The organism is Aquiflexum balticum DSM 16537 (genome assembly GCF_900176595.1).
GTDB lineage: Bacteria > Bacteroidota > Bacteroidia > Cytophagales > Cyclobacteriaceae > Aquiflexum > Aquiflexum balticum.
In genome coordinates this window covers 5,664,137-5,686,851 of the sequence record NZ_LT838813.1, presented here as the reverse complement: position 1 = coordinate 5,686,851, position 22,715 = coordinate 5,664,137, and the positions used below count along the sequence as shown (strand labels likewise).

The following is a 22,715-nucleotide window of genomic DNA, read 5'->3' as shown; positions in this document are numbered from 1 at the left end:
CAGTTTGCGGTCAATTCTTTAACCTTTTAGACGACTCCATAGGGATCACCTTTTTTTGAATTGACTTGATCGTTTCTTTTGCCATCAATTCATAGCCCTTGTCCGAAGGATGGATACCATCTGAGGCAAGGAATTCAGAAGATATTTCGAATTTGAAATTATTGAAATCCAACCCAGGGATATTCTTCCGCAAAGACTTCAATTCTCTTGTCAAAATACTCCTGTGCATTCCCAAAAAAAACCGCATGATTCCAGGAATTAATGGGAAATGTTGGACAGGTGCTATGGAAAGCAGGATTACCTGTTGAACTGATTTTTGATTTAGCAATAATTCTATGAATTCCTTCAATTGATGACTGAATCTTCCGGGCGGAGTGAATTTGAAACAGTCATTGGCCCCGATCAAAATAATGGCAATTTCAAACTTTTCAGGAATTTCCTGTTTGGCGTGTGCCAATAGTCTCTTTAGTCTTCCTGCTTTGAGTCCATTTTTCCCAAGATTATAGATATTGAAATCTTTGTCGCTTTGGTGATAGATCTGCGCGGCAAATGTTTTTTCTTGTGTACTGGCACCAACTCCCGCTGCGGTAGATTCTCCTATGATCAAAATATTTTTGACATCCTTGTCAAAACCCAATTCCAGGAATTCACTTTGAGGTTTCAATTTGATTATGGTCTCTCTAAGTTTTTTTTCCTTAAAATAGAAAAATGGCAAAAAGGGAAGCAAAAGGATTAATTCTAAAAAATAGCGAAGCCTGTTTATCATTTCATTGCCGGTTATTGATTTAAAGAAAACACCAAGCTTATTTAAAACTTGGTGTTTTTCTAAATGGGATCATATTTTTGATGTTGGATGAAATTATCCACCGGATTTTTTGGCTTTGTAGCCCTCCTGAAGTAAGATTTGCAATACCTTATCTCTATGGTCTCCCTGGATGAGTATTTCACCGTCTTTGGCACTTCCCCCTACACCACATTTGCTTTTCAGAAGTTTTCCAAGCTCTTTGAGGTCATCTTCTTTTCCAATAAAACCTTCGATCAAAGTCACTTGCTTGCCTCCCCTGGATTTTTTATCCAACATGACTTTCAGGTTTTGCTGTTTGGCAGGAATTGTTTCTGCCTCAGGATTTCCACCAAAATCAAAATTGAAATCTTCACGGGTCGAAAACACTACACCATCCCTTTTCTTCCAATCGTTGTTTTTATTTTTGGACATGTTATTTTTTTGATTTCATAGTCCATACAGGTCTTTTGGCTGCATTGACCACATCTTCAGCAATACTGCCGCTCAATAGATGCAAGAAACCTGTTCTGCCATGAGTTGCCATAGCAATCATATCCGCGTTCATATCTTCTGCATATTCCAAAATTCCATCTTCCTCTGACGCACTGTTGTACACCTCCATGGATGCTGCCTCAACCTCAAAATCTTCCACAAATGCCTTCATTTTTTCTTTAGAGGTCCTGGTATTTTCAAAAATGCTCGGAGTATTTATTTTTACAAGATGTAGTTCAGCGTTTATTGTAGCTATGGCAGTCTTAAGTCTTGCTACCACATCTCCGGGCACCTCATTGAAGTCGCTTGCAAAAACCACTTTTTGGATATCCTTGGGAGAAACCTTGCTTTTGATTGTCAAAACCGGGCAACTGGAATTCCGGACCACTTTTTCGGTATTGCTTCCTATCAAAACTTCCTCAATGCCTGAAGAACCCTTGCTTCCCATAATAACAATATCAGCTTTGGCATCCAGTATTTCTTTGGAGATGCCGGCAAAAGGATTACCAAAAACCATTTTGGTTTCAAAAGAAAAACCTTGGTCTTTATATTTTGCCTCAAATTCGGCCATTTGCTTTTTCCTTTTATCTATCAACTCTATCATAAAAATCTGTGAGCCTTCATTGCTGAAAGCGCCGGCTTCACCAAAACTGTTAAAGCTCTGGGGAGTAGGTAGTTCTATGACATGGAAAAGTTTAAGATGGTTTTGGGTTCTTTCAGCCATTTCTTTGGCAAAATCCAAAGCATAACCAGCTTCTTTGGAAAAATCGTAGGGTACAAGAATAGTTTTCATGATATAGGGTGTTTATTGATGCAGGAAAATACAAAAAATACATCAATACCATCAATAGCTTTAGCTATTTATCTAAAAAAATAATATTCCTGCCCCAAAAGCCAGAACCCAAAGTAGGGTTGAAACAGCCATTTTCTTGAGATAGGGATCCAGATTTTTGGAAATTTTCTCATTTTTAACGCCAATACCAACTTTTATCATCAGTGGCAAAATAAAAAGTGCCGTTAAACATCCCCAGTTTTGCTGGGACAAGGCAAAGAACAACAAAAAGACATTTCCTCCTAAGATCAAAAGCCAATTGTAGACTACCGCATTTTTTCTTCCTATTCTGACCGGGATGGATTTTTTTCCAGCTTTGGTGTCTGAAGTAATATCTCTGATATTATTGATATTCAAAACGGCAGTACTGAAAAACCCTAAAGAAACTGCCGGCATCAAAATGGAAGGGTTGAAAGAAAGACTGTGCAGGAAATATGTCCCGATAACTCCTAAAAGTCCAAAAAACAAAAAAACTGAGATGTCCCCCAAACCGATATAGCCATAAGGATTTTTCCCTGATGTATAGGATACTGCTGCAAATATTGCTGCAATTCCGAGTCCTAAAAAGATAAAAAAAAGTTTCCAGTCTTCCAGTGAAACATAGAGCAATAAGAGACCTGAAACCAACGAAAGTGATCCCACTAAGATCATAGCTCTTTTCATTTCCATAAGACTGATGACACCTGATTGAACTGCACGGATAGGACCTTCCCTGTCTTTGCTGTCTGCCCCATGGACACTATCTCCATAATCATTGGATAAATTCGAAAGGATTTGAAGAAAGACGGTCGTAAGTGCCGCAAGAACAAAAACCTCAATTCTGAAAACCTGATAGAATGCAGCTAAAAATGAACCCGTCAGAATGCTGGACAAGGCCAATGGGAGGGTTCTTAATCTAATGGCATGAAGCCAAGCTTGTTTTTTATTGGATAAAGTAATCTCCACGGTTCAAATTTTGGCAATAATACAAAAAAGACCTGTTTCCAAAAAGAAACAGGCCCTGTGGTTATAAACAACTTCTACTAAGCTTCAATTAATTTGATTATTTCTTCATCCATTGGTTTGACCGAAGAAGGGAAAAACTTGACCAATTCTCCATTTTCATTGATTAAATATTTACAGAAATTCCAAGATGGTTCCTTGTCATTCCAACCATTCAAATCCTTGTCTGAAAGCCATCTGTACAAGGGATCCTTGTCAGAACCTTTCACTGACACTTTATCCATCATTTTGAAAGTGACACCATAATTCTCAGAGCAGAATTGTTTGATTTCTTCATTGGTACCAGGCTCCTGACCGCCAAAATTATTTGCAGGGAATCCGATAATGGTTACTTTGTCTCCATGGGCTTCATGCAATTTCTGCAGATCGGCATATTGAGGAGTATAGCCACACTTGGAAGCCACATTTACCAACAATAACTTTTGACCTTTGAATTTAGAGAAATCAACTTCTTCGCCGTTGATATCTTTCATTTTGAAATCATAAATGGATTTTTCCATAAGAAGTTGTTCAAGACTTGTGATTTGATTGCTATCGGTTTTTTGTTTTTGTACGCTTGAAGTACAAGCAAACGCGATGATGGCGAAAACGATTAAGATTTTTTTCATAGTTACATTCGATCTGGGACTTTTATTCCTAATAACTTCATACCTGCTTTGATTGTTTTTGCAGTCAATGAAGAAAGTGCTATTCTAAAGGACTGTACTTGGGAATCCGATTCATTGAAGATGGATAACTCTGCATAGAACCTATTATATTCCTTTGCCAGGTCAAATAAATACTGTGCAATTTGGGAAGGGGAAAATTCTTCTCCTGCCTGTTTGATTTTTTTCTCAAAATCAGACAAAATTACAATTAAATCTCTCTCTGCATCCTGAAGTGTATCCAAATCCGAAAACCCGGTTGGATCGTAATCCACTCCAATCTGATCTGCTTTTCTCAAAATTGACGAGATCCGGGCATGGGAATATTGGATAAAAGGGCCTGTATTCCCTTGGAATTCAATGGATTCCTGAGGGTTAAACAGCATTCTTTTTTTAGGGTCTACTTTCAAAAGAAAGTATTTCAAAGCTCCCATACCAAGAATCTCGTAAAGTTCCTTGGCCTGTTCAGGGTTGAATCCTTCAATTTTTCCAAGCTCTTTGGTGTGCGATTCGGCAGTAGCGATCATCTCATCCATCAGATCATCTGCATCGACCACAGTCCCTTCACGTGATTTCATTTTACCTGTGGGCAAATCCACCATGCCATAGGAAAGGTGATACAGACCATTGCCATAAGGCCTTTCCAGTTTACGCATGATTTTGAACAATACATCAAAATGATAGTCCTGTTCATTGCCAACAACATAGACTGATTTATCGAATTTGAAATCACTATACTTCAATTCGCAAGTTCCCATATCCTGGGTAATGTACACAGAAGTGCCATCAGCTCTCAATACAAGTTTTTCATCCAATCCTTCCCCGCTGAGATCTACCCACACAGAACCGTTTTCCTTTTTGTAAAAAATCCCCTTTGATAGTCCTTCTTCGACAATATCTTTACCTAATAAGTAGGTGTCTGATTCATAATAAAATTTATCAAAATCAACCCCCATCTTCTTATAAGTGGCTTCAAAACCTGCATAAACCCAGGAATTCATTTTTTTCCAAAGACTGACTACTTCCTCATCACCGGCTTCCCAAAGGCGTAGCATATCCTGAGCTTCCAGTATCAGGGGAGCGATTTTTTTGGCTTCTTCCTCAATATGTCCTTTCCCAACCAGATCTGAGATCTGTTTTTTGTACTCTTTATCAAAAATCACATAGTATTTACCTGCCAAATGATCACCTTTTAAACCGCTTGATTCAGGAGTTTCACCATTTCCACAATGTCTGTATGCCACCATGGATTTGCAGATATGGATACCGCGATCATTTACCAAATTGGCTTTGATGACCTCGTAGCCGTTTGCTTTCAATATTTCCGAAACAGCATATCCAAGAAAATTATTTCTCAGGTGTCCCAGGTGGAGAGGTTTGTTGGTGTTTGGGGAACTGTATTCCACCATCACTTTCTGTCCATTTGCAGGCATTTGACCCAAGGACTTATTCTGGTATAATCCTTTGAAAATCTCAAGCCAGGATGCTTCACTTACGGAAATGTTGAGGAAACCTTTAACCACATTAAAGGCATTTACTGGTGCACAGTTGGAAACGAGGTATTCACCGATTTTGGCACCGCTGATTTCAGGATTGAGCTTGGTGACTTTCAAAAACGGGAAAACCACAAAAGTGAATGTTCCTTCAAACTCTTTTTTGGTAGGCTGAAGAGATATTTCCTCTTCACCTACTTGATGGTCAAACAGTTCTTTAAAAGCCTGTTCAAGGGAATATATAATCTGTCTTTCTAAATTCATTTTCTATTTATAAACTGCCTTAGTAAGGTTCATTATTTTTTCAGAAATTTTCGACAAGCGATTTGGTAGTGGCTTCCAGAATATCAAAGGCATTTTCGGCCATGAGGTTTTCTGAATCCAAAGTAGGATTTACTTCCACTATTTCCCAACAACATACTCTTTTATCCTTGATCAATTCTTCATTGAGTTGAAGAGCTTCTTCCACTGTCAGGCCATCCGGTACGGGAGTTCCTGTACCTAATGAAATAGAAGAATCCAGACTGTCCACATCAAAAGATATGTAAATCTGATCGCAATCTTTTAAGATTGCAAGGGTTTCCTGTGCTACCTTTTTGATACCTTTTGATCTTACCTCTGCCGTTGGGAAGTTTTTTATTTTATATTTTTCTATAAGAAAATCCTCAGGTTCTTCTGTATCCCTCACTGAAATAAACACAATGTCTTCAGGCTTTATTTTCGGGAAATCACCACCAATTTTCTTGATTTTTTCCCAAAAAAGGATGGTCTCTTCTGAAAGTTCATTGACCTGACATTCCAGGTTGTCTGTTTGAATGCACATGGCCAAGGGCATGCCGTGCATATTGCCGGAAGGGGTGGTGTAAGGAGTATGTAAATCGGCATGCGCATCTATCCAGATCACACCCAATCTTTTTTCAGGTTGGGCAGCTTTGATCCCCATAATGGTGCCGGCAGCAGTGGAATGGTCTCCGGCTAGGACAATGGGAAATTTTTTGTCCAACCTAAGCGATTCGATGCTACTGTAGACATTTTTCAGTACATGGTAAACCCCATCGATATATTTGGCATTTGGAAATTTATTTCCCCTAAACAGAAAATTATTGGCATCCTGAACATGTACCGGTTCAAACTTGGTAAAAAAATCAGAAGTCTTGTCCAGACTTGCTATTTTTAGAGCATCAATTCCAAGACTTGCCCCTCTTGTACCGGCGGCGATTTCTGAACGGACCTCAACTAGCTTGATATCTCTCATAAAATTATTTTCTAGGGTTTATTGTAATTAGCTTTTGGTGCCGCAAAAGTAGCGATTTGAGAGAGGAGAACCAAGGGAGAGAGGTAAAGGGTAGATTTGAGATTTTAGATTTTAGATTTTAAAATTAAGAAGCAAAGAAGCGAGAGGCGAGAAATTAGAGCCAAGAAACAAGAGGCAAGAACCAAGAACACAAAACCCCTTTAACCTTTGGAAAGTAAACAAAAAATTGGATGGAAGACTGCAGCAGGACTGGTAATTGCCAATATGGTTGGGACTGGAGTTTTTACTAGCTTGGGTTTTCAAGTAATGGATAGCCAAAATACCTGGAGCATCATTTTACTATGGATGATAGGAGGAGGGATGGCGCTAATTGGAGCGCTTGTTTATGCTGAATTGGGAACCCATTTCAAAAAATCCGGTGGCGATTATGTTTTTCTTTCCAGAATCTTTCACCCGGTTGCGGGTTATTTATATGCTTGGATTTCACTTACAGTAGGTTTTTCAGCCCCAATCGCTATTGCGGCCATGGCGATGGTCCAATATTGGGAGCCGCTCATCGGATATAATAACAGCCTGTCTTTAGGTATTGCTTCCATTCTTCTGGTCAGTGTATTTCATTCCTACTCCGTCTCGCAATCCGGAACGGTTCAGAATATTCTTACCACAATTAAATTGGTATTCGTTTTTTCTTTGATTGTGATTGGCGCTTTATGGGCTCCTGGCTTAGTCGAAAGCAGTTTTGATTTCAGTTCTTCCTGGACAAAAGAAATTGTGAGGCCAGGTTTTGCCGTATCAATGGTTTTTGTTTTTTATGCTTATACCGGATGGAATTCGGCTGCATATATTGTGGAGGAAATAGATTCACCTAGAATAAGTTTGCCCAAAGCTTTGATTTCAGCTACTTTTTTGGTGATGTTGTTGTATGTACTTATTCAGTTGGTATTGTTGAAACATGCCAGCATTGAACAGCTTTCCGGCAAAGTTCAGGTAGCTACCTTGGCTTTTGGCAATCTTTTTGGACAGCAGGGAGTTTTTTGGGTGAGTCTTTTTATCGGAATACAATTGATCGCTACCATTAGCGGCTATACTTGGGTTGGTCCGAGAGTTACCAATGCCATGGCCAAAGAATTCAGATTTTGGAAACCTTTGGGCAAGGTGAATTCCAAAGGAGTTCCTGTCCGTGCTATTTGGTTCAATACAGCTGTCAGTTTGATTCTGATGTTTTCAGGATCATTTGAAGCCGTGTTGCTTTATGCAGGATTTGTATTGCAACTGATGGGTACCATGACCATAGGTTCTTCAATGTTGTTGAAAAAAGCAGAGGGATTCAGAAGTCCATTTAAGCCTTGGTTGTCCGTGATTTATATTTTTTTTAGCATTTGGATAATGGTTTTCATGTTATATGACCGTCCAAAAGAAAGCCTTTTCGGATTGGGTATAATATTGATAGGTTTCATCGTTTTTTTATTTGATAAGAAAAAAGTGTCAGAAAATTCCACCAACTGAAATATGATCAATTCTAAATTGCCACAAGTCGGAACGACAATTTTCACTGTAATGTCGAAATTAGCTGCGGATAATAAAGCCATAAACTTATCACAGGGTTTTCCGGGATTTGATTGTTACCCTTACTTACAGGATCTGGTAAGTGAATATTTGAGGAAGGGATTCAATCAATATGCCCCAATGAGTGGCGTGGAGGATTTGAAAAACCGTTTGGCAGAAAAAACCAAAATCTTATATGACATCCAATTGAATGCGGAAGAAGAGATAACGGTAGTCTCGGGAGCTACAGAAGCACTCTATGCTGCTGTGACTGCCGTAGTCAGAAATGGAGATGAGGTCATTTTGTTGGAACCTGCCTATGACAGTTATGCCCCTGCAGTGGTGCTGAATGGAGGTGTACCGGTTTATGTCTCCTTGAATTTACCGGATTTTTCTGTTGACTGGGGAAAAGTTAAAGCTGCCATAACTGATAAAACAAGGTTGATCATGGTCAATACACCACATAATCCCTGTGGCTATGTATGGACTCAGGAAGACCTGAATACCCTTGCGGAGTTGATCAAAGACAGGGAGATTTATGTGGTCAGTGATGAGGTATATGAACATATTACCTTTGACGGAAAGAAACACCTTTCTTTAATGACCCACTCACTACTGAGAGAAAGGACTTTTGTGTGCTGTTCTTTTGGGAAGACCTTTCATATTACCGGTTGGAAATTGGGCTATTGTCTTGCCCCAAAAGATCTGACATCTGAATTCAGAAAGATCCATCAGTTTCTTACTTTTAGCAGTTGCACGCCAATGCAATATGCTCTGGCAGAATACATGACAGAACCCTCCCGGTACATATACCTGAATGAATTCTATCAAAAAAAGAGGGACTTATTTTGTGAAGGTCTCAAAAACACACCATTTAAATTTACCCCGGCGCAGGGTAGTTTTTTTCAGTTGGTGTCTTATGGACATTTGTCAGAAGAGTCAGATTATGAGCTAGCCGTCAGGTTGACCAAAGAAATAGGCGTGGCAAGCATACCTGTATCTGTTTTTTACCATGACCAAAAAGACCACAAGATGCTCAGATTTTGTTTTGCTAAGGACGAGGAAGTACTGGAACAGGCTTTGGGCTTGTTGAGCAGACCTTTATTCTGATTTTAATCTATTTTGGACAAGATGATAACTATGGAGTTGGCCTCAACATGATAGGAACCATTGGCAAGTGGCTTGGCATGTTGCCAGAGACAAATATCTTCGGGAGAATCCAATGCAGTATCTATCCACCGACTCCAGGTGACCTTTTTGCCATCAACTTCCCGGGGAACTTCAAAAGTCAGGGCTTTTCTATACGCATTGACCATATAATGCATGGCCATCTTTCCGCTCAGGGCATTGATGGTCATGGCAATACTATGGGAATTATAAGACCAATCAGGGTTCTTGAGTTTGACACCGTGCCATTGAATAGTTGACTGGGAAAGAAATTCCCTTAGGCTGAGATTGAAATTTGCCTGGGCGGATTCCCTTTTCAGCCTTTTCTTGATAAGAATTTTCACAAATCTGAAAATGTCCCCGTTTTTTTGTAAGAGGTCCCAATCAAACCAGGAGAGCTCATTGTCCTGACAATAGGCATTATTATTCCCTTTTTGGGTATGTAGGATTTCATCGCCCATCAAGAGCATCGGGGCGCCGAGAGAAAGCATATTCAATGTCAGAAAGTTTTTTATCTGTCGCCTTCGAAGTTTGAGTATTGCCTGATTGTCGGTAGGGCCTTCTATTCCGCAGTTCCAACTCAGATTTTCATTGTTTCCGTCTTGGTTGTTTTCTCCGTTGGCTTCATTGTGTTTTTTATTGTAGGAAACCAGGTCATGTAAGGTAAAGCCATCATGGCAGGTTATAAAATTGATGCTTTGCTCCAATTCCCTGTTTTTGGCTTCATACATATCCGGACTGCCAATCAAGCGGGTCACAAAAGGACCTACTTTTCCTTTATCCCCCCTCATAAAACTCCTCACATCATCCCGGAATCTCCCATTCCATTCTTTCCAACTGTCTCCTGTGAAATTGCCGACTTGGTACAAACCCGCTGCATCCCATGCCTCAGCAATCAATTTGGTTCCAGCCAGAATCGGGTCAGACTCAATATCCCAAAGAATGGGTGCGTTTTCGATGGGGTTGCCTTTTTCATCTCGGGACAAAACAGAAGCAAGGTCAAATCTGAATCCATCCACATGCATATCCCTGACCCAAAAATGAAGACTTGAAAGGATCATTCTACGCACTATAGACTGATTAGCATTTAGTGTGTTCCCCGTACCCGAAAAATTCTTGTATTTAGACCTATCATTGTCAAGGATATAATAAACGCTGTTGTCTATCCCGCGGAAAGTATAAGTGGGTCCTTCTTCATGATTTTCAGCAGTATGGTTGAAGACGACATCCAAAATCACCTCTATGCCTGCTTTATGGAAGGCTTTCACCATATCCCTGAAGTCATTCAAAACCTGAAGCGGATCTTTTCCGGAGCTGTACCCCTGATGTGGGGCAAAGAAAGAAATCGGACTGTATCCCCAATAATTTACCCGGCCTTCCGGCGCATCTTGTCTGTCAAATTGGAAAATGGGAAGTAGTTCCACCGCTGTGATACCCAACTCGACCAAATAGGGGATTTTTTCAATTAAACCCAGGAAGGTTCCTCTTTTACCTTCCTCAACCCCTGAATTGGCTCTTTTGGTAAATCCGCCAACATGGAGTTCATATATAACCGTTCTGGAAAAAGGACTTCTCGGATGTTCATCTCCTTCCCAATCATATTGGCTAAGGTCCACCAATACGCTTTTCATGGACCTGGCAGAGGAATCCCCAAAAACACTCAAGGCTTTGCGGTTATATCCATCAGGTATCGTTACTGATTTGGCATAAGGGTCTAAAATTACTTTTGAAGCATCAAATCTATGGCCCTTTGCAGGATTGAATGGACCATGAATCCTGTAACCGTACAATTGACCTGGCTTTACACCTTCAACAAACACGTGCCAATACTTGTAAGTCTTGTTGATGTTTGGATCCAATCTGATTGATTGACTGGGTTTTGTGTCTTCTGCCTTATCAAAAAACAACAACTCTACCCATTCTGCATTTTTGGAAAATAAACAGAAATTAATACCTCCATGCATAAAGGAGGGGCCAATAGGGAAACTTTGCCCAGGACTGTGCTTATATTTTAATTTACGGGGTGACATTGGGGTGATATCTGATGCAAAGGAAACAATTTTCTGAAAATTTCAAAGATTAATCTAAAAACTGAAAATGAAAGATAGTGTTTTTTTCTCTGCTTTTGATGTCACAATTTTTTTTTGAAATTGGGTTTGTTATAAAAAAAGTCGCAAACTGAAAGGAGATTACCTTCCAAAGACATTGTTAAAATTATTAAAAGCAAAAAAAATATGCAATAAACCCTACAAAAATTATAGGGTAATTAGGAAATTATAAAACCTTCGATTACTTTTGAATCATTCAATTAATATCTAAAGTTATGAGTTCACAATCACTATCTACTTCATTCGCAGCAAATGAATCATTTGCTTTCCAAAAAATCACCAAAAAGCAAGAGATCAATGGTATAGGATTGAATCCATTGGAAATCATGGAAAGTTGCGAAATGGTGAATGTGATCGAGACCGCTTCATTTGATTTCCCGAATTTCCCAGAGGCCAAAAAGAGTTTCCAAGTAATCTACTTTGAGCTTTCTGAAGAATTTCATGCGATAAAGGGACTTTTTAATGGTCTAATCAATTTAGGTCATAAGGATGCTGTAATCCTTGATTTTGAGAAGGAATTGTCACGGTATTCCTTAAAATTTTATGTTTCTGAGGAAGAAGGAGTCAAAAATTATCTGACGAAAATTTTCAGATTTATTTCAGATGAAATCAGATTCAAACAGATTTTGAAAAAGTCCATTGCAAACCAAAAAGCATTTGCCAAAGAAGAGCAATTCCTGAAAATGGAGCTTTTCGCCTAATGTTTTCTGAATATTAAATCTTACAAAAAGGGGAGCTTCCATTTGGATTTTCCCCTTTTTTCGTTTGAATTACCAATATTAAAAGCAAGTTTTGTAGTTGGTTTTCAAGCATTAAATCGACTATTAAAATGAATAAATACATTGATCTCATTCAGCAGACCTTTGATTTCCCTACAAAGGAGTTTCATGTAGATAATAACGAACTCCATTTCAACGGTGTCAACCTGATGGAGATCATCAAAACTTATGGTACGCCGCTAAAGCTTACCTATTTACCCAAGATTTCGGAGAACATTCAAAATGCCAAAACCTATTTTGGCAACGCCATAGAAAAGCATGAGTATAAAGGAAAATATACTTATTGCTATTGTACCAAGTCGTCCCATTTTAGTTTCGTATTGGATGAGGCTCTGAAAAACGATATCCATATCGAAACCTCTTCAACTTTCGATATTCCTTTGGTCAGAAGCCTGTATGAAAAGGGTAAAATCACCAAAGAGACTTACATTATTTGTAATGGCTTTAAAAGGGAACTGTACAAGAAATATGTGTCTGAATTATTGAATGATGGGTTTGTGAACTGTATTCCGATATTGGATAACCTTTCCGAAATCGACTATTATTTGGAACATGTAAAAGTTCCCTTCCAGGTTGGTATCAGGATTGCGGCAGATGAGGAACCTAAATTTGGTTTTTACACCTCTAGACTTGGGGTCAGGTACAATGATATCATCAGTCTCTATGAGGAAAAAATCAAGGATAATCCGAATGTAACTTTGAAAATGCTTCATTTTTTCCTTAACTCCGGCATCAAGGATACGGCCTATTATTGGTCTGAACTGACCCGCTTTATCCAAAAGTATGTTGATTTGAAAAAGGTAGCGCCTTCTCTTGATTCCATGGATATTGGAGGTGGGTGGCCCATCAAATACAATGTGTTTTTTGATTATGATTATCAGTATATGGCCGAACAAATTGTGAAAAACATTAAATGGATGTGTGCCAAAAACCATACAGATGAACCGAATATTTTCACAGAATTCGGAAGCTACACAGTAGGTGAAAGCGGTGCTGTTTTATACTCTATTTTGGATGAAAAATTACAGAATGATAAGGAATTATGGTATATGATAGATGGCAGCTTCATCACACAATTGCCTGACAGTTGGGGAATGAACCAAAAATACATCATGCTTGCAGTAAACAATTGGGATGAAGAGTACCATAATATAAGTCTTGGGGGATTGACCTGCGACAGTATGGATTATTATAATTCCGAGGCCCATCAGTTCAATATTTACCTTCCCAAAATCGAAGAGGGCAGAAAACAATATATAGGCTTCTTCCATACTGGGGCTTATCAGGAATCTCTCGGAGGTTATGGAGGAATTCAGCATTGTCTCATTCCTGCACCCAAGCACGTCATCATTGACAGAAATAAAGACGGCAGCATCAAACATTGGCTTTTTGCTTCAGAACAAGACAGTGAAAGTATGCTGAAAATACTTGGCTATTGATCAATTCCTGACCACGTTTCAAAAAAAAAACGTGGTTTTTTTGAACGATTAGGGAAGAAATCCGGTAATTTATAAAGTGACATTTGTCACAATTATGAAATCATGAACATTTCAATCAACTTGTTTCTTGCCATTTGTATAAGACTGTTGCTGGTTCAGGAAGATATAAAGATTACCTATATTAATACATCTCCAATCGAAAAGTCTGAATGGACTTATTTTAAAAAAACTGCATCGGATAATACGGACCGGGCAGAAAAAATATTGAAAGATGTTGAAGCTGGACTTCGTGCCTATGCCAAGAAGAAAGGAGCTTCAACAATTGAAATTTACATTATTGATCAACAACATGGGGAATTGCCTACCGAATCACAGTATGGAAAAAAAGGGTTTGTGGAAATTCTATTTTCTTTAAAGAGTTATAGTTGAAATAAAACCAAATGAATTGTTGTTTCGATTTTCACCAATTATCAATTAATTATTATTTAAAAAATTAATTTAGAATATGGGTATTTTAAATTTTGTGTATTCAAAACTCAAGCAATAAAAAAAGGTAGGACAATTATTAAATGAAGATATTTCTATAGAGATACACTTTCAAGTTTATGATTTCTAATATTTCAGTTTTCAGATTTTTGGTCTTGCTGTATTTTCTTACATCAATCGATGTTTTTGGACAAGCGTCATATAAAGGCAAATTTAATTTCAATGGTATTGAAGGGGTCGGGGATTTTAAATACACATTAAAGGATAATAACAGAGCGATACTTGATGGACCATTTTCATTTTCAAGTATCAGAGTAGATTCTTTGGATAAAAGGCGCCTTTACAAGCTAAATATTTCTGGAACATATTCTTCAAACCAAAAAGAAGAAAAATGGACTTATGAGGATGAAACCCATTTGGTCAAAATAAATGATGTCAAGGATTTTTCCGCCCTTATTTCACTTGAAAGTAACAATAAAATACTGTCTGCTTCTTATAAAGATAATTTACCGCATGGACCCTGGAGTCTAAGAGAAAATGTCTTTCGAGACGAAAATCTCAGGGCAAAATCCAGAAGTTACAATTTGAGGTTTTCTGAGGGGGACATCTTAGGGGATTTCAAATTCGAGGAATATCAGGGGGAGGATATCATTCAAGTCTCCGGTGAAACCATTCAAAACGGTGTGATGGATGGAAATTGGGAGTTCAATTATATTATTGATGGGAAATTAATTAAAGAAAGCAGAAGGTATGAAAACGGGTTTCTTATAGGCCTCAATAAAGTTGAAGCTGAATCGGGACTGATTATCGAAGAGGTGATATATTTCAATACAATCAATAAACTAAATGATATTGCGGAGGGTAAAAAAGTGGGTTTTCGGATTGCTGACAATCTGTTTGGGTTGATGTTCAATGACGGGTTCAGGGATTTATCCACAGAATATTCGGGTCAGACACAGGGAAATAAAGTATTGGAAGACTTTTTGATAAAAATATTATCCTACGACACCTTATTTGTGAACCAACAAAACGAAATGATTCAATACCCTATCCATACCAAACGGTTTAAGTATGACATTTCTGAAGAAGAACTTAAGGATATTGAAGCGCTGAAAAAAGAGTTTGACAAACTTGAAAATGATGTCAAAGTACTCGCTTCAAGGAATGCTTTGGCAATAAACAGGTTTAGAAAAGATTCATTGTCATTTGCCTATGAGTTTTTCCAATACAATGTTGAAAAATTAAAGGCTTTCAAAAATGTTGTGGATATTTTTTCTTCTGAAGATATATATTATATCGATCAATCAATTTTTTCAAGAGAGGGGTTTAGTTTTTTAACTGCTGTTGACACCATTAGTTATGAATTTGAAGAGAAGCAATTTTTTAAGGAAGTAGAGTACACAAGTCTTGCGGATAACAATAAAAATCTCATTGAATTATTCAGGTCTTATTTGATGGAAAAACAGAATAAAGTCAATGAGGTAGGGGCCTACATTATGAAAGAATTGGCCCAAATCAGACAAAGCGAAGAACTGGAGTCAGTCGAAAATGAAATTTTGGATATTAAAACCAGGATAGATTCACTTTACAATTCTTTTTATTCTGATGATATTTCAATTAATCAGGCGGTCAATGAGATCAAAAAGAATATTCTCATTTCTGAATTCAATGATTTGAATGAAAAATATTCCTTGACTTCAGTTTATGAGGAAAGGTTTGCTACAGGACTTGAGATTGTAGAACTTCTCGAAGTGGCAGAGTCCATCATCCTTGAAATGCCCAAATTTGTAAACGCGTGGTCGGAGGTAAGGGAACAATATACAGAGGTTACTTTAGATCCCTTCACATTTAACCCGACTTTTAGAGTACTGAGAAAAAGACGGATTGTGGAGGCCGGTGAACGCGTTTATAATACTTATTTGGAAAATTTGAGAAACGAAGAGACTTATAAAAATATCAAAGATCATTTGCTCGATATTGAAAATTTACTTTTTAAAATGAAAGAATTAAGGGAGGGCAATACCAATAAGCTTGAAAGAAGATTAAGCACGGAAAGCGATATTTCTCAGATCAAAAAAATCTTGGGACTATGATGTATGGAGGGAAAGACTTATCATTTTCAGCTGCATGGAAGCTGCTGATATTGTTCTTTATTTGCTTTAGAATAAATAGTTTCTCATTTGGCCAAGGTTCAGAATCTGATTCTGTGAGACAAAGAGAAACATTTGGAGGTCAGTTTCTATGGACCGGTATTTATACCAAGTATAGGATAGGTGAAAAGTTGTGGTACAATGGTGAATACCATATTCGGACCAGGGACAATTTCATCAATGAAATGAATCAATTGTACATCAGGTTGGGTCTTTCTTATCTTCTTACAAATAATTTTGAAATTACAGGAGGTATTGTCACGCCATTTTATTGGGTGGACGAAAAACAATATCCCGAAAACACCCCTCTGGATAAAGTGGTGCCTCAATTTAGATTTTGGCAACAGTTCCTTTTTATCCAGCCGGTAGGAAGAGTAAAAGTTTACCACCAAATCAGGTTGGAACAGAGATGGAGGAGAGATTTTATTGTGGATTCCCCTTTCGAACTGACACATAGATTCAGGTATAAATTGATGGCTTATGTACCGATCAACTCAAAGGAATTACAGAAAAAGACCTTGTTTTTGTCCCTTTACAATGAGATTTTTATTCAGGCAGGGAGATCAATCCAACTTAATTTTTTGGAAGACAATAGGTCATTTATTGGTTTGGGCTATATTCTGAATGAAAATATTCAGATCCAAACCGGATATATGAGAAGCATTCAGCAAAGGTCCAATGGATTTGATTTCAATGACCGGGATATCGTCAGGGTAAGTTTATACCATAATTTTGATTTTTACTACAAAAAGAAAATATCCCAATCTGAAAGTATAGTCCCGAACTTTTATTAAACACACTTATTTTGATTGGATTGGGAATTTACAAAATCAAAGCTTCCTTAGATTGATTCCGCATGGTCTATTTTCTCTCCATTCAAAGAGAGATAACCCCCCATACAATCCGCCGTCATACAGCTATGAACAGGCAAAATACCCAATAGGTCTCCCACTTTCACCTGAGCGAGAAGTTCGTCAGATGCCTTAATAATACCATGTTCCTGGGAAATGCTTTTTAGATAAGATCGTCCAAAGGGGATACTCCAACCGTTTTCATTCAAAATCACGACCTCCCCGAAGTTTTTACTGCCATCCGGTTCCATGAGCACATCTTTGGCCAAATGCACACCGCCACCGTGTATTAGGATTTCTTTCCTTTCTTTTTTGATATCCACTACCGGTACCGCTAGGGCAACTGCCACATCCTCTCTTTTGCAGCTTCCGAGATTGACCTGCATCATATCATAGAAAACGAAGTTGCCCGGACCGATTTCATCCACGTCCCCGAAATCTTCCATCACAGAACAACCGGGTGTGTCACCGAGCCTAGTAACCAGTTTTGGGTATTCAGTGCTGTATTTGTTTTTGAGCATGTTGAGGGCAGCTAAACTTTCCTCATATATTTTTGCCTTATCTGCAGTATAGTATGTATGTCCGGGATGCAGATAAAATCCTTTAAATCTAAGTTTATCGGTACTTTTAGCCTTTCTTAAAATGGCTTCTATCAATCCAAAATCAGAAACTTCCACTCCGGTTCTCCCATACCCCGCATCAATTTCTATAAAAAAACCAACAGGGTAATCCAGATCTTTAGCCAGTTTTTCTGTGACAGCTTCATTGATCAATTGTACAGAAAGAGATTGGTTTTTAGCCAATTCACTGAGTTTTTTTGTTTCAAGTGGGTTGAAGGGAAAGGCTATATGAATATTTTCCCAACCATGTCCGCAAAAGTATTCAGCCATTTTGATGGATGAAACGGTGATTTCTGTGATGCCATATTCCTTCGCCCATTCTCCCACTTCATGTGATTGGGATGTTTTAAAATGCGGAACAAGTTTCTTTCCTTGGAATTTGGCTTTCAGGGCCATTTTCTTCAGGTTGTTCCTACATATTTTTTCGTCCAATAATAAAGTGGGGGAGGTGATTTGGGATAAGTATGACATGGAAATAAAGTTATGATGGTTTGAAGCCTGAAATTAGGAAAAATAGCCTGAATAATTCAACCCCAACCCCGGTAGGGGTTGAATTAGACTTAACACCTGTCCGACTTCCTAGCTTTTCCCTCCCCATTGACTCCTATATCCCCTTCCCAAATCCCCAAACCACCATTGATTCGATTACCTTATTCATACTTTGGGTTTTTTGGTATATTTAGCGACAATTGAATAAACCTAATAACCTAGAACCACTTTATGAAAGTAATCTCCCGTATCCCCAATCAATTGATCGCTATTCTGTTATTGATTTCATTTGGGTTTTCATGTGCCAAAAAAGCACCTGTGGACCTTCGCATCAAGCAGTTGGAACAGGAAGAAGTCAAAAAACTCGCTTCCACCATTGAATCCATTGTCAGTCCAAAACTGGCGGAGGGTCTTAGCCTTTCCTTATGGGCGGTGGATTCCCTGATTTTTGACCCCATTTCTATTCAAGTTGACGATGAGGGTACACTCTATTATTCAAGAACCAACCGTCAGAAAGGATCCGAGTTTGACATTCGAGGCCATCAGGATTGGGAAATTGAATCCATCAAATTGCAATCTGTCGAAGATAAAAGGGCTTTTCTCAGGAAAGAATTATCTCCTGAAAGATCTGATTTCAATACTTGGTTGAAAGATCTCAACGGTGATGGTTCCCATGATTGGAGGGATATGTTGGTCCAGAAAGAGCAGATTTTCAGGGTAAGAGATACCGATGGGGACGGGCTTGCGGATTTTTCTCAAGTGATGGTAGAGGATTTCCACGAAGAAGTGACTGATGTGGCCGGGGCAGTGTTGATGCATGAAGGGGATTTATTTGTAGGTGTAGGTCCTGATATGTGGAGATTGAAAGATAAAAACGGAGATGGCTTGATGGATGAAAAAGAATCTATTTCCAATGGCTATGCGATTCATATAGGTTTTGGTGCTCATGGAATGTCCGGGGCAAAAGTCGGCCCGGATGGAAGGATTTATTGGGGCATTGGAGATATTGGTTTCAATGGAACCGATAAAGAAGGCAATCAATGGAAATACCCCAACAGAGGTGTAGTAGTCCGGTCTAATCCTGATGGAACTGATTTTGAAGTGTTTGCCATGGGTGTCAGAAATACCCATGAGTTTACCTGGGATGAATACAATAACTTAATTTCGGTTGATAATGACGGAGACCATAGAGGCGAAAGTGAAAGATTGGTATACCTTGTTAACGGTTCAGATACAGGTTGGAGGATCAACTGGCAATTTGGTAAATACCGAGATCCCGATAACAATACTTATAAAGTTTGGATGGATGAGAACATGTACAAACCAAGACATGAAGGTCAGGCTGCTTATATCACTCCGCCCATTATCAATTATGTCAATGGACCGACGGGAATGGTTTACAATCCCGGAACGGCATTAAGTCCAAAATGGAAAAACCATTTTTTTGTGGTTGAATTTGTGGGTTCTCCGGCAGGGTCCGGAATCCATGCCTTTACGCTTAAGCCAAAGGGAGCAACCTTTGAATTGGACAAAACAGAAAAAGTACTGGGAGGAGTATTACCTACAGGCTTGGATTTTGGACCTGATGGATCTCTTTACCTTGCAGATTGGATCAATGGCTGGGGCATCAAGAACTATGGAAGAGTTTGGAAATTGGATGATGAATCCCAAAAGAACTCTGCGTTGAGAGTAGAAACCAAAAGACTTCTTGGATTGGATCTGAAAAAACTGTCAGAAGCTGAGTTGGAAAAACATTTATTTTTTGAGGATTTAAGGGTGCGAAGAAAAGCCCAATTTGAACTGGCAAATAGAGGTAAAAAAGGCGCAGTTGTTTTTGAATCAGTGATGAAACAACAGCAAAATCAATTGGCAAGAATCCATGCTATCGTCGGTACAAGTCAGTTGGCCAGAATGGTGGATATGAAATATGCCAAAGCAATTTTGCCTTACTTGAAAGATCAGGACCCTGAAATCAGGGCTCAAGCAGCAAAATGGCTTGGCGATATCAAATATTTAGATGCAGGGCCGAATTTATTGGGGCTATTGGCTGATGAAAATCCAAGGGTCAATTTTTTTGCAGCGGAAGCAATCGGGAGAATCGGATATGAACCGGCTACACCTTCATTGATAGCACTTTTGGAAAGAAACAATGATGAGGATGCCTATATCAGGCATGCGGTCACTTTGGCTTTGGCAAGATTCAATAAAGCGGAACCTTTGGTAGCTCTTTCAAATCACAATAGCAAGGCGGTTCGCCTGGGTGCTGTACTTTCCATGAGGAGAATGCAGCATGATGGCATTGAGAAATTTTTAATGGAAAGCGATGAATATATTTTGACCGAGGTAGCACGGGCAATCAATGATGATTTTTCCATAGAGGCAGCTTTACCGGCATTGGGAGATTTATTGACTACTACAAAATTTACCAATGAGGCTTTGATCAGAAGGGCCATCAATGCCAATCTCAGAGTAGGTACTGAAAAGTCCATGCAAAATCTGATCATTTACCTACAAAACCCAGCGGCACCTGAAACTATGAGAAAGGAGGCTATTGATGCACTTGCCACCTGGACCAAACCTTCTGTATTGGATAGAGTTGATGGAAGATATAGAGGAGAAATCACCAGAGAACCAGCTTTGGTCAGGGAAAAAGCGTTCGAACCCTTGGTAGACCTTCTGAAAGGACAAGAAGAATCCTTACGTGAAAGTGCCGCCAAAGCCTTGGGCAAACTCGGGATTGAAAGCGGGTCAGAGGCATTGTTGGCTTCGGTAAAACAAGATAGATCCACCAAAGTCCGCATTGCAGCCATTCAGGCATTGGCCAAAATGAATGCAGGAAATAGCGCTCAGGGAATAGAGGCAGCATTGGCTGATAGGGAAAAATCAGTCAGGATCGCAGGCCTTACCTTGTTGGAGCAATTGGATCTTGATGCACAGCTCAAAGTCAAATTATTGTCTGAAGTGATTGAAAAGCAGACCACTGAGGAAAAGCAGGCTGCCATAGTTGCATTGGGAAAATTGCCTTATTCTGCAACCAAAGACAGCTTTGATGCCCTGATTGCCAAAATGGACAGAAAAAATATACCTTCCGATATATTGCTGGAATTATCTGAAGCTGTGGAAAATATTAATGATCCCGCACTGAAAGAAAAATACACTAAAAGTGAGACTGCATTTTGGGGCGGAAACCAATTGGCTTCTTACCAAAGCAGTTTGAATGGTGGTGATCCAATTAAAGGAAAAACACTGTTTTTACAGTCCCAAACCGGTCAATGTATGCGATGCCATGCCATAGATGATATGGGTGGAAATGTCGGCCCGGCTATGGACGGTATAGCCTCCAAACTCAGCAGGCAAGAATTGTTGGAATCACTGATTGATCCCAGCAAGCGCATCGCTCCGGGCTATGGTATTGTGACTTTGGATTTGGATAATGGTCAGAAAATAAGCGGGGTTTTGGGCAAAGAATCTCAAAAGGATTTGTTAATGCAACAAGGTTCTAAACCGGATACCTTGATCCAAAAATCGAATGTAGTAGAGAGAAAAGATGCGGCTTCAAGTATGCCTGATATGAAAGTGATTTTGAGCAGGAGGGAAATCCGTGATTTGGTCAGTTATCTCTCTACCTTGAATGAACATTGATGAAGCAGGTTGGGATAATCATTTTGGTTGTTGTTTTAATTGCTATGGTTTTATTGGCAGGTCTGATGCTTTGGGGGAGGTTTATGCTCCATAATTCAGAGATACCTGTGAAAACTCAATTGATAGAGGATACTAATTCTCAAACTGTCATGACCTTTTTCTCCCACCCTGATGATGAAATTGCAGTTGGAGGGACATTGCTTTCTTTAAAAGAAGCTGGTCACAGGATAATTCTTGTCTGTCTGACCAAAGGAGAAGCAGGACCTACGGGAGGGTTGGTAGAAAGAGAGAATTTGGGGGAAACTAGAGCTACAGAATTGCACCAGGTCGCCGATATATTGGGGGCAAAGTTGGAACTCTTTGATTTTCCTGACAGCGGCTTAAAGGAAGTCCCTCTTGATACCTTAAAACAGCTAGCTTTTGAAATGATCCAAAAACATCAGCCTGATTATATCATCAGCTATGATAGTAGGGTGGGACTTTATGGGCATCCTGACCATGTGATGACCTCAAAAGCAATAGAAGAAGTTTTTCTGGAAAACAAAGGGATTGGGAATTTTCCGGTCAAGAAACTGTTTCAGCTGACCTTATCTCCAAAACAAATTCAGATTGCCCTGAAAATTGCCCCCGGATTCCAAAGAAATTATCCCAAAGAAGGTCCTGGTTTACCGATTCCTGATTTTGCAGTAAAGACCACCCCTTATTTTGATACCTTGGTCAAAATGATTGAGGCGCACGCCACCCAGCAGGAGGTTTTCAGGGATTTATTGCCGTATAGAGAAGAAACTCCTTCAATTATATATTCCCGGATATTTGATAGGGAGTATTTTGCGGAAGTGAGGTGAGAAAAGGATGAAGGAGAAAGGATGAAGGATGAAGAATCCCAAGAGGAACATCAAATGGTTGAAGATAAATAGCACAATGCCCGTTGTCCGAA

18 protein-coding genes are annotated in these 22,715 nt (G+C 39.1%); 9 read left to right on the top strand and 9 right to left on the bottom strand.

Translation table 11 applies throughout. From position 1 onward, the window contains the following. Positions 1-10: 10 nt before the first annotated feature. The 7 genes from B9A52_RS24110 to B9A52_RS24080 all read right to left on the bottom strand — a co-directional run bounded on the left by B9A52_RS24110 (position 11) and on the right by B9A52_RS24080 (position 6,502). A complete protein-coding gene (locus B9A52_RS24110) occupies positions 11-766 on the bottom strand; it encodes an SGNH/GDSL hydrolase family protein (RefSeq protein WP_084123123.1) in 756 nt (251 codons plus the stop codon). 93 nt (positions 767-859) lie between these two features. Further along, positions 860-1,216, bottom strand: coding sequence for a translation initiation factor (locus tag B9A52_RS24105; protein ID WP_084123122.1), 357 nt, complete (start codon positions 1,214-1,216; stop codon positions 860-862). 1 nt (position 1,217) lies between these two features. Then, a complete protein-coding gene (locus B9A52_RS24100; protein WP_084123121.1) occupies positions 1,218-2,069 on the bottom strand; it encodes a universal stress protein in 852 nt (283 codons plus the stop codon). Positions 2,070-2,141: 72 nt separating this feature from the next. Continuing rightward, on the bottom strand, positions 2,142-3,053 hold the full coding sequence (locus tag B9A52_RS24095) for a 1,4-dihydroxy-2-naphthoate polyprenyltransferase (RefSeq protein WP_084123120.1): 912 nt from the start codon (positions 3,051-3,053) through the stop codon (positions 2,142-2,144). Between the two features lie 77 nt (positions 3,054-3,130). After that, the gene (locus tag B9A52_RS24090; RefSeq protein ID WP_084123119.1) at positions 3,131-3,718 is read right to left on the bottom strand and encodes a glutathione peroxidase; all 588 of its coding nucleotides are present in this window, start codon (positions 3,716-3,718) and stop codon (positions 3,131-3,133) included. 2 nt (positions 3,719-3,720) lie between these two features. Next, positions 3,721-5,511 (bottom strand): arginine--tRNA ligase, encoded by a 1,791-nt coding sequence (gene argS, locus B9A52_RS24085; protein ID WP_084123118.1) that lies wholly within the window; start codon positions 5,509-5,511, stop codon positions 3,721-3,723. 40 nt (positions 5,512-5,551) lie between these two features. Further along, the gene (locus tag B9A52_RS24080; protein ID WP_084123117.1) at positions 5,552-6,502 is read right to left on the bottom strand and encodes an arginase; all 951 of its coding nucleotides are present in this window, start codon (positions 6,500-6,502) and stop codon (positions 5,552-5,554) included. A gap of 207 nt (positions 6,503-6,709) precedes the next feature. Here B9A52_RS24080 and B9A52_RS25915 point away from each other — a divergent pair, with 207 nt between their 5' ends. Together B9A52_RS25915 and B9A52_RS25910 are read left to right on the top strand one after the other, a co-directional pair. Beyond that, positions 6,710-8,008, top strand: coding sequence for an APC family permease (locus B9A52_RS25915; RefSeq protein WP_172805277.1), 1,299 nt, complete (start codon positions 6,710-6,712; stop codon positions 8,006-8,008). 3 nt (positions 8,009-8,011) lie between these two features. Beyond that, positions 8,012-9,157 carry a methionine aminotransferase gene (locus B9A52_RS25910; RefSeq protein ID WP_172805276.1) on the top strand — a complete coding sequence of 382 codons (1,146 nt, stop codon included), beginning with the start codon at positions 8,012-8,014 and terminating at the stop codon, positions 9,155-9,157. A 2-nt stretch (positions 9,158-9,159) separates the two neighbouring features. On the opposite strand, the gene glgX is transcribed toward B9A52_RS25910, so the two are convergent. Continuing rightward, positions 9,160-11,244, bottom strand: a complete 2,085-nt coding sequence (gene glgX, locus B9A52_RS24070) for a glycogen debranching protein GlgX (RefSeq protein ID WP_084123116.1) — start codon at positions 11,242-11,244, stop codon at positions 9,160-9,162. 293 nt (positions 11,245-11,537) lie between these two features. Here glgX and B9A52_RS24065 point away from each other — a divergent pair, with 293 nt between their 5' ends. The 5 genes from B9A52_RS24065 to B9A52_RS24045 all read left to right on the top strand — a co-directional run bounded on the left by B9A52_RS24065 (position 11,538) and on the right by B9A52_RS24045 (position 16,970). After that, positions 11,538-12,023, top strand: a complete 486-nt coding sequence (locus B9A52_RS24065; protein ID WP_084123115.1) for a hypothetical protein — start codon at positions 11,538-11,540, stop codon at positions 12,021-12,023. 128 nt (positions 12,024-12,151) lie between these two features. After that, positions 12,152-13,540 (top strand): arginine decarboxylase, encoded by a 1,389-nt coding sequence (locus B9A52_RS24060; protein WP_084123114.1) that lies wholly within the window; start codon positions 12,152-12,154, stop codon positions 13,538-13,540. Positions 13,541-13,642: 102 nt separating this feature from the next. Next, complete coding sequence (locus tag B9A52_RS24055; protein WP_084123113.1) at positions 13,643-13,969, top strand: hypothetical protein; 327 nt, start codon at positions 13,643-13,645, stop codon at positions 13,967-13,969. Positions 13,970-14,145: 176 nt separating this feature from the next. Next, positions 14,146-16,119, top strand: a complete 1,974-nt coding sequence (locus B9A52_RS24050) for a BAR domain-containing protein (protein ID WP_084123112.1) — start codon at positions 14,146-14,148, stop codon at positions 16,117-16,119. Beyond that, positions 16,116-16,970 (top strand): DUF2490 domain-containing protein, encoded by an 855-nt coding sequence (locus tag B9A52_RS24045; protein WP_084123111.1) that lies wholly within the window; start codon positions 16,116-16,118, stop codon positions 16,968-16,970. Before B9A52_RS24050 ends, B9A52_RS24045 begins: the two co-directional genes overlap by 4 nt. Positions 16,971-17,017: 47 nt before the next feature. On the opposite strand, the gene B9A52_RS24040 is transcribed toward B9A52_RS24045, so the two are convergent. After that, positions 17,018-18,118 (bottom strand): alanine racemase, encoded by a 1,101-nt coding sequence (locus B9A52_RS24040; protein ID WP_084123110.1) that lies wholly within the window; start codon positions 18,116-18,118, stop codon positions 17,018-17,020. A 249-nt stretch (positions 18,119-18,367) separates the two neighbouring features. On the opposite strand from B9A52_RS24040, the gene B9A52_RS24035 reads away from it, so the two are divergent. Further along, positions 18,368-21,778 (top strand): HEAT repeat domain-containing protein, encoded by a 3,411-nt coding sequence (locus tag B9A52_RS24035; RefSeq protein ID WP_084123109.1) that lies wholly within the window; start codon positions 18,368-18,370, stop codon positions 21,776-21,778. Further along, positions 21,778-22,623 (top strand): PIG-L deacetylase family protein, encoded by an 846-nt coding sequence (locus B9A52_RS24030; RefSeq protein ID WP_084123108.1) that lies wholly within the window; start codon positions 21,778-21,780, stop codon positions 22,621-22,623. Before B9A52_RS24035 ends, B9A52_RS24030 begins: the two co-directional genes overlap by 1 nt. Positions 22,624-22,715: the final 92 nt, after the last annotated feature.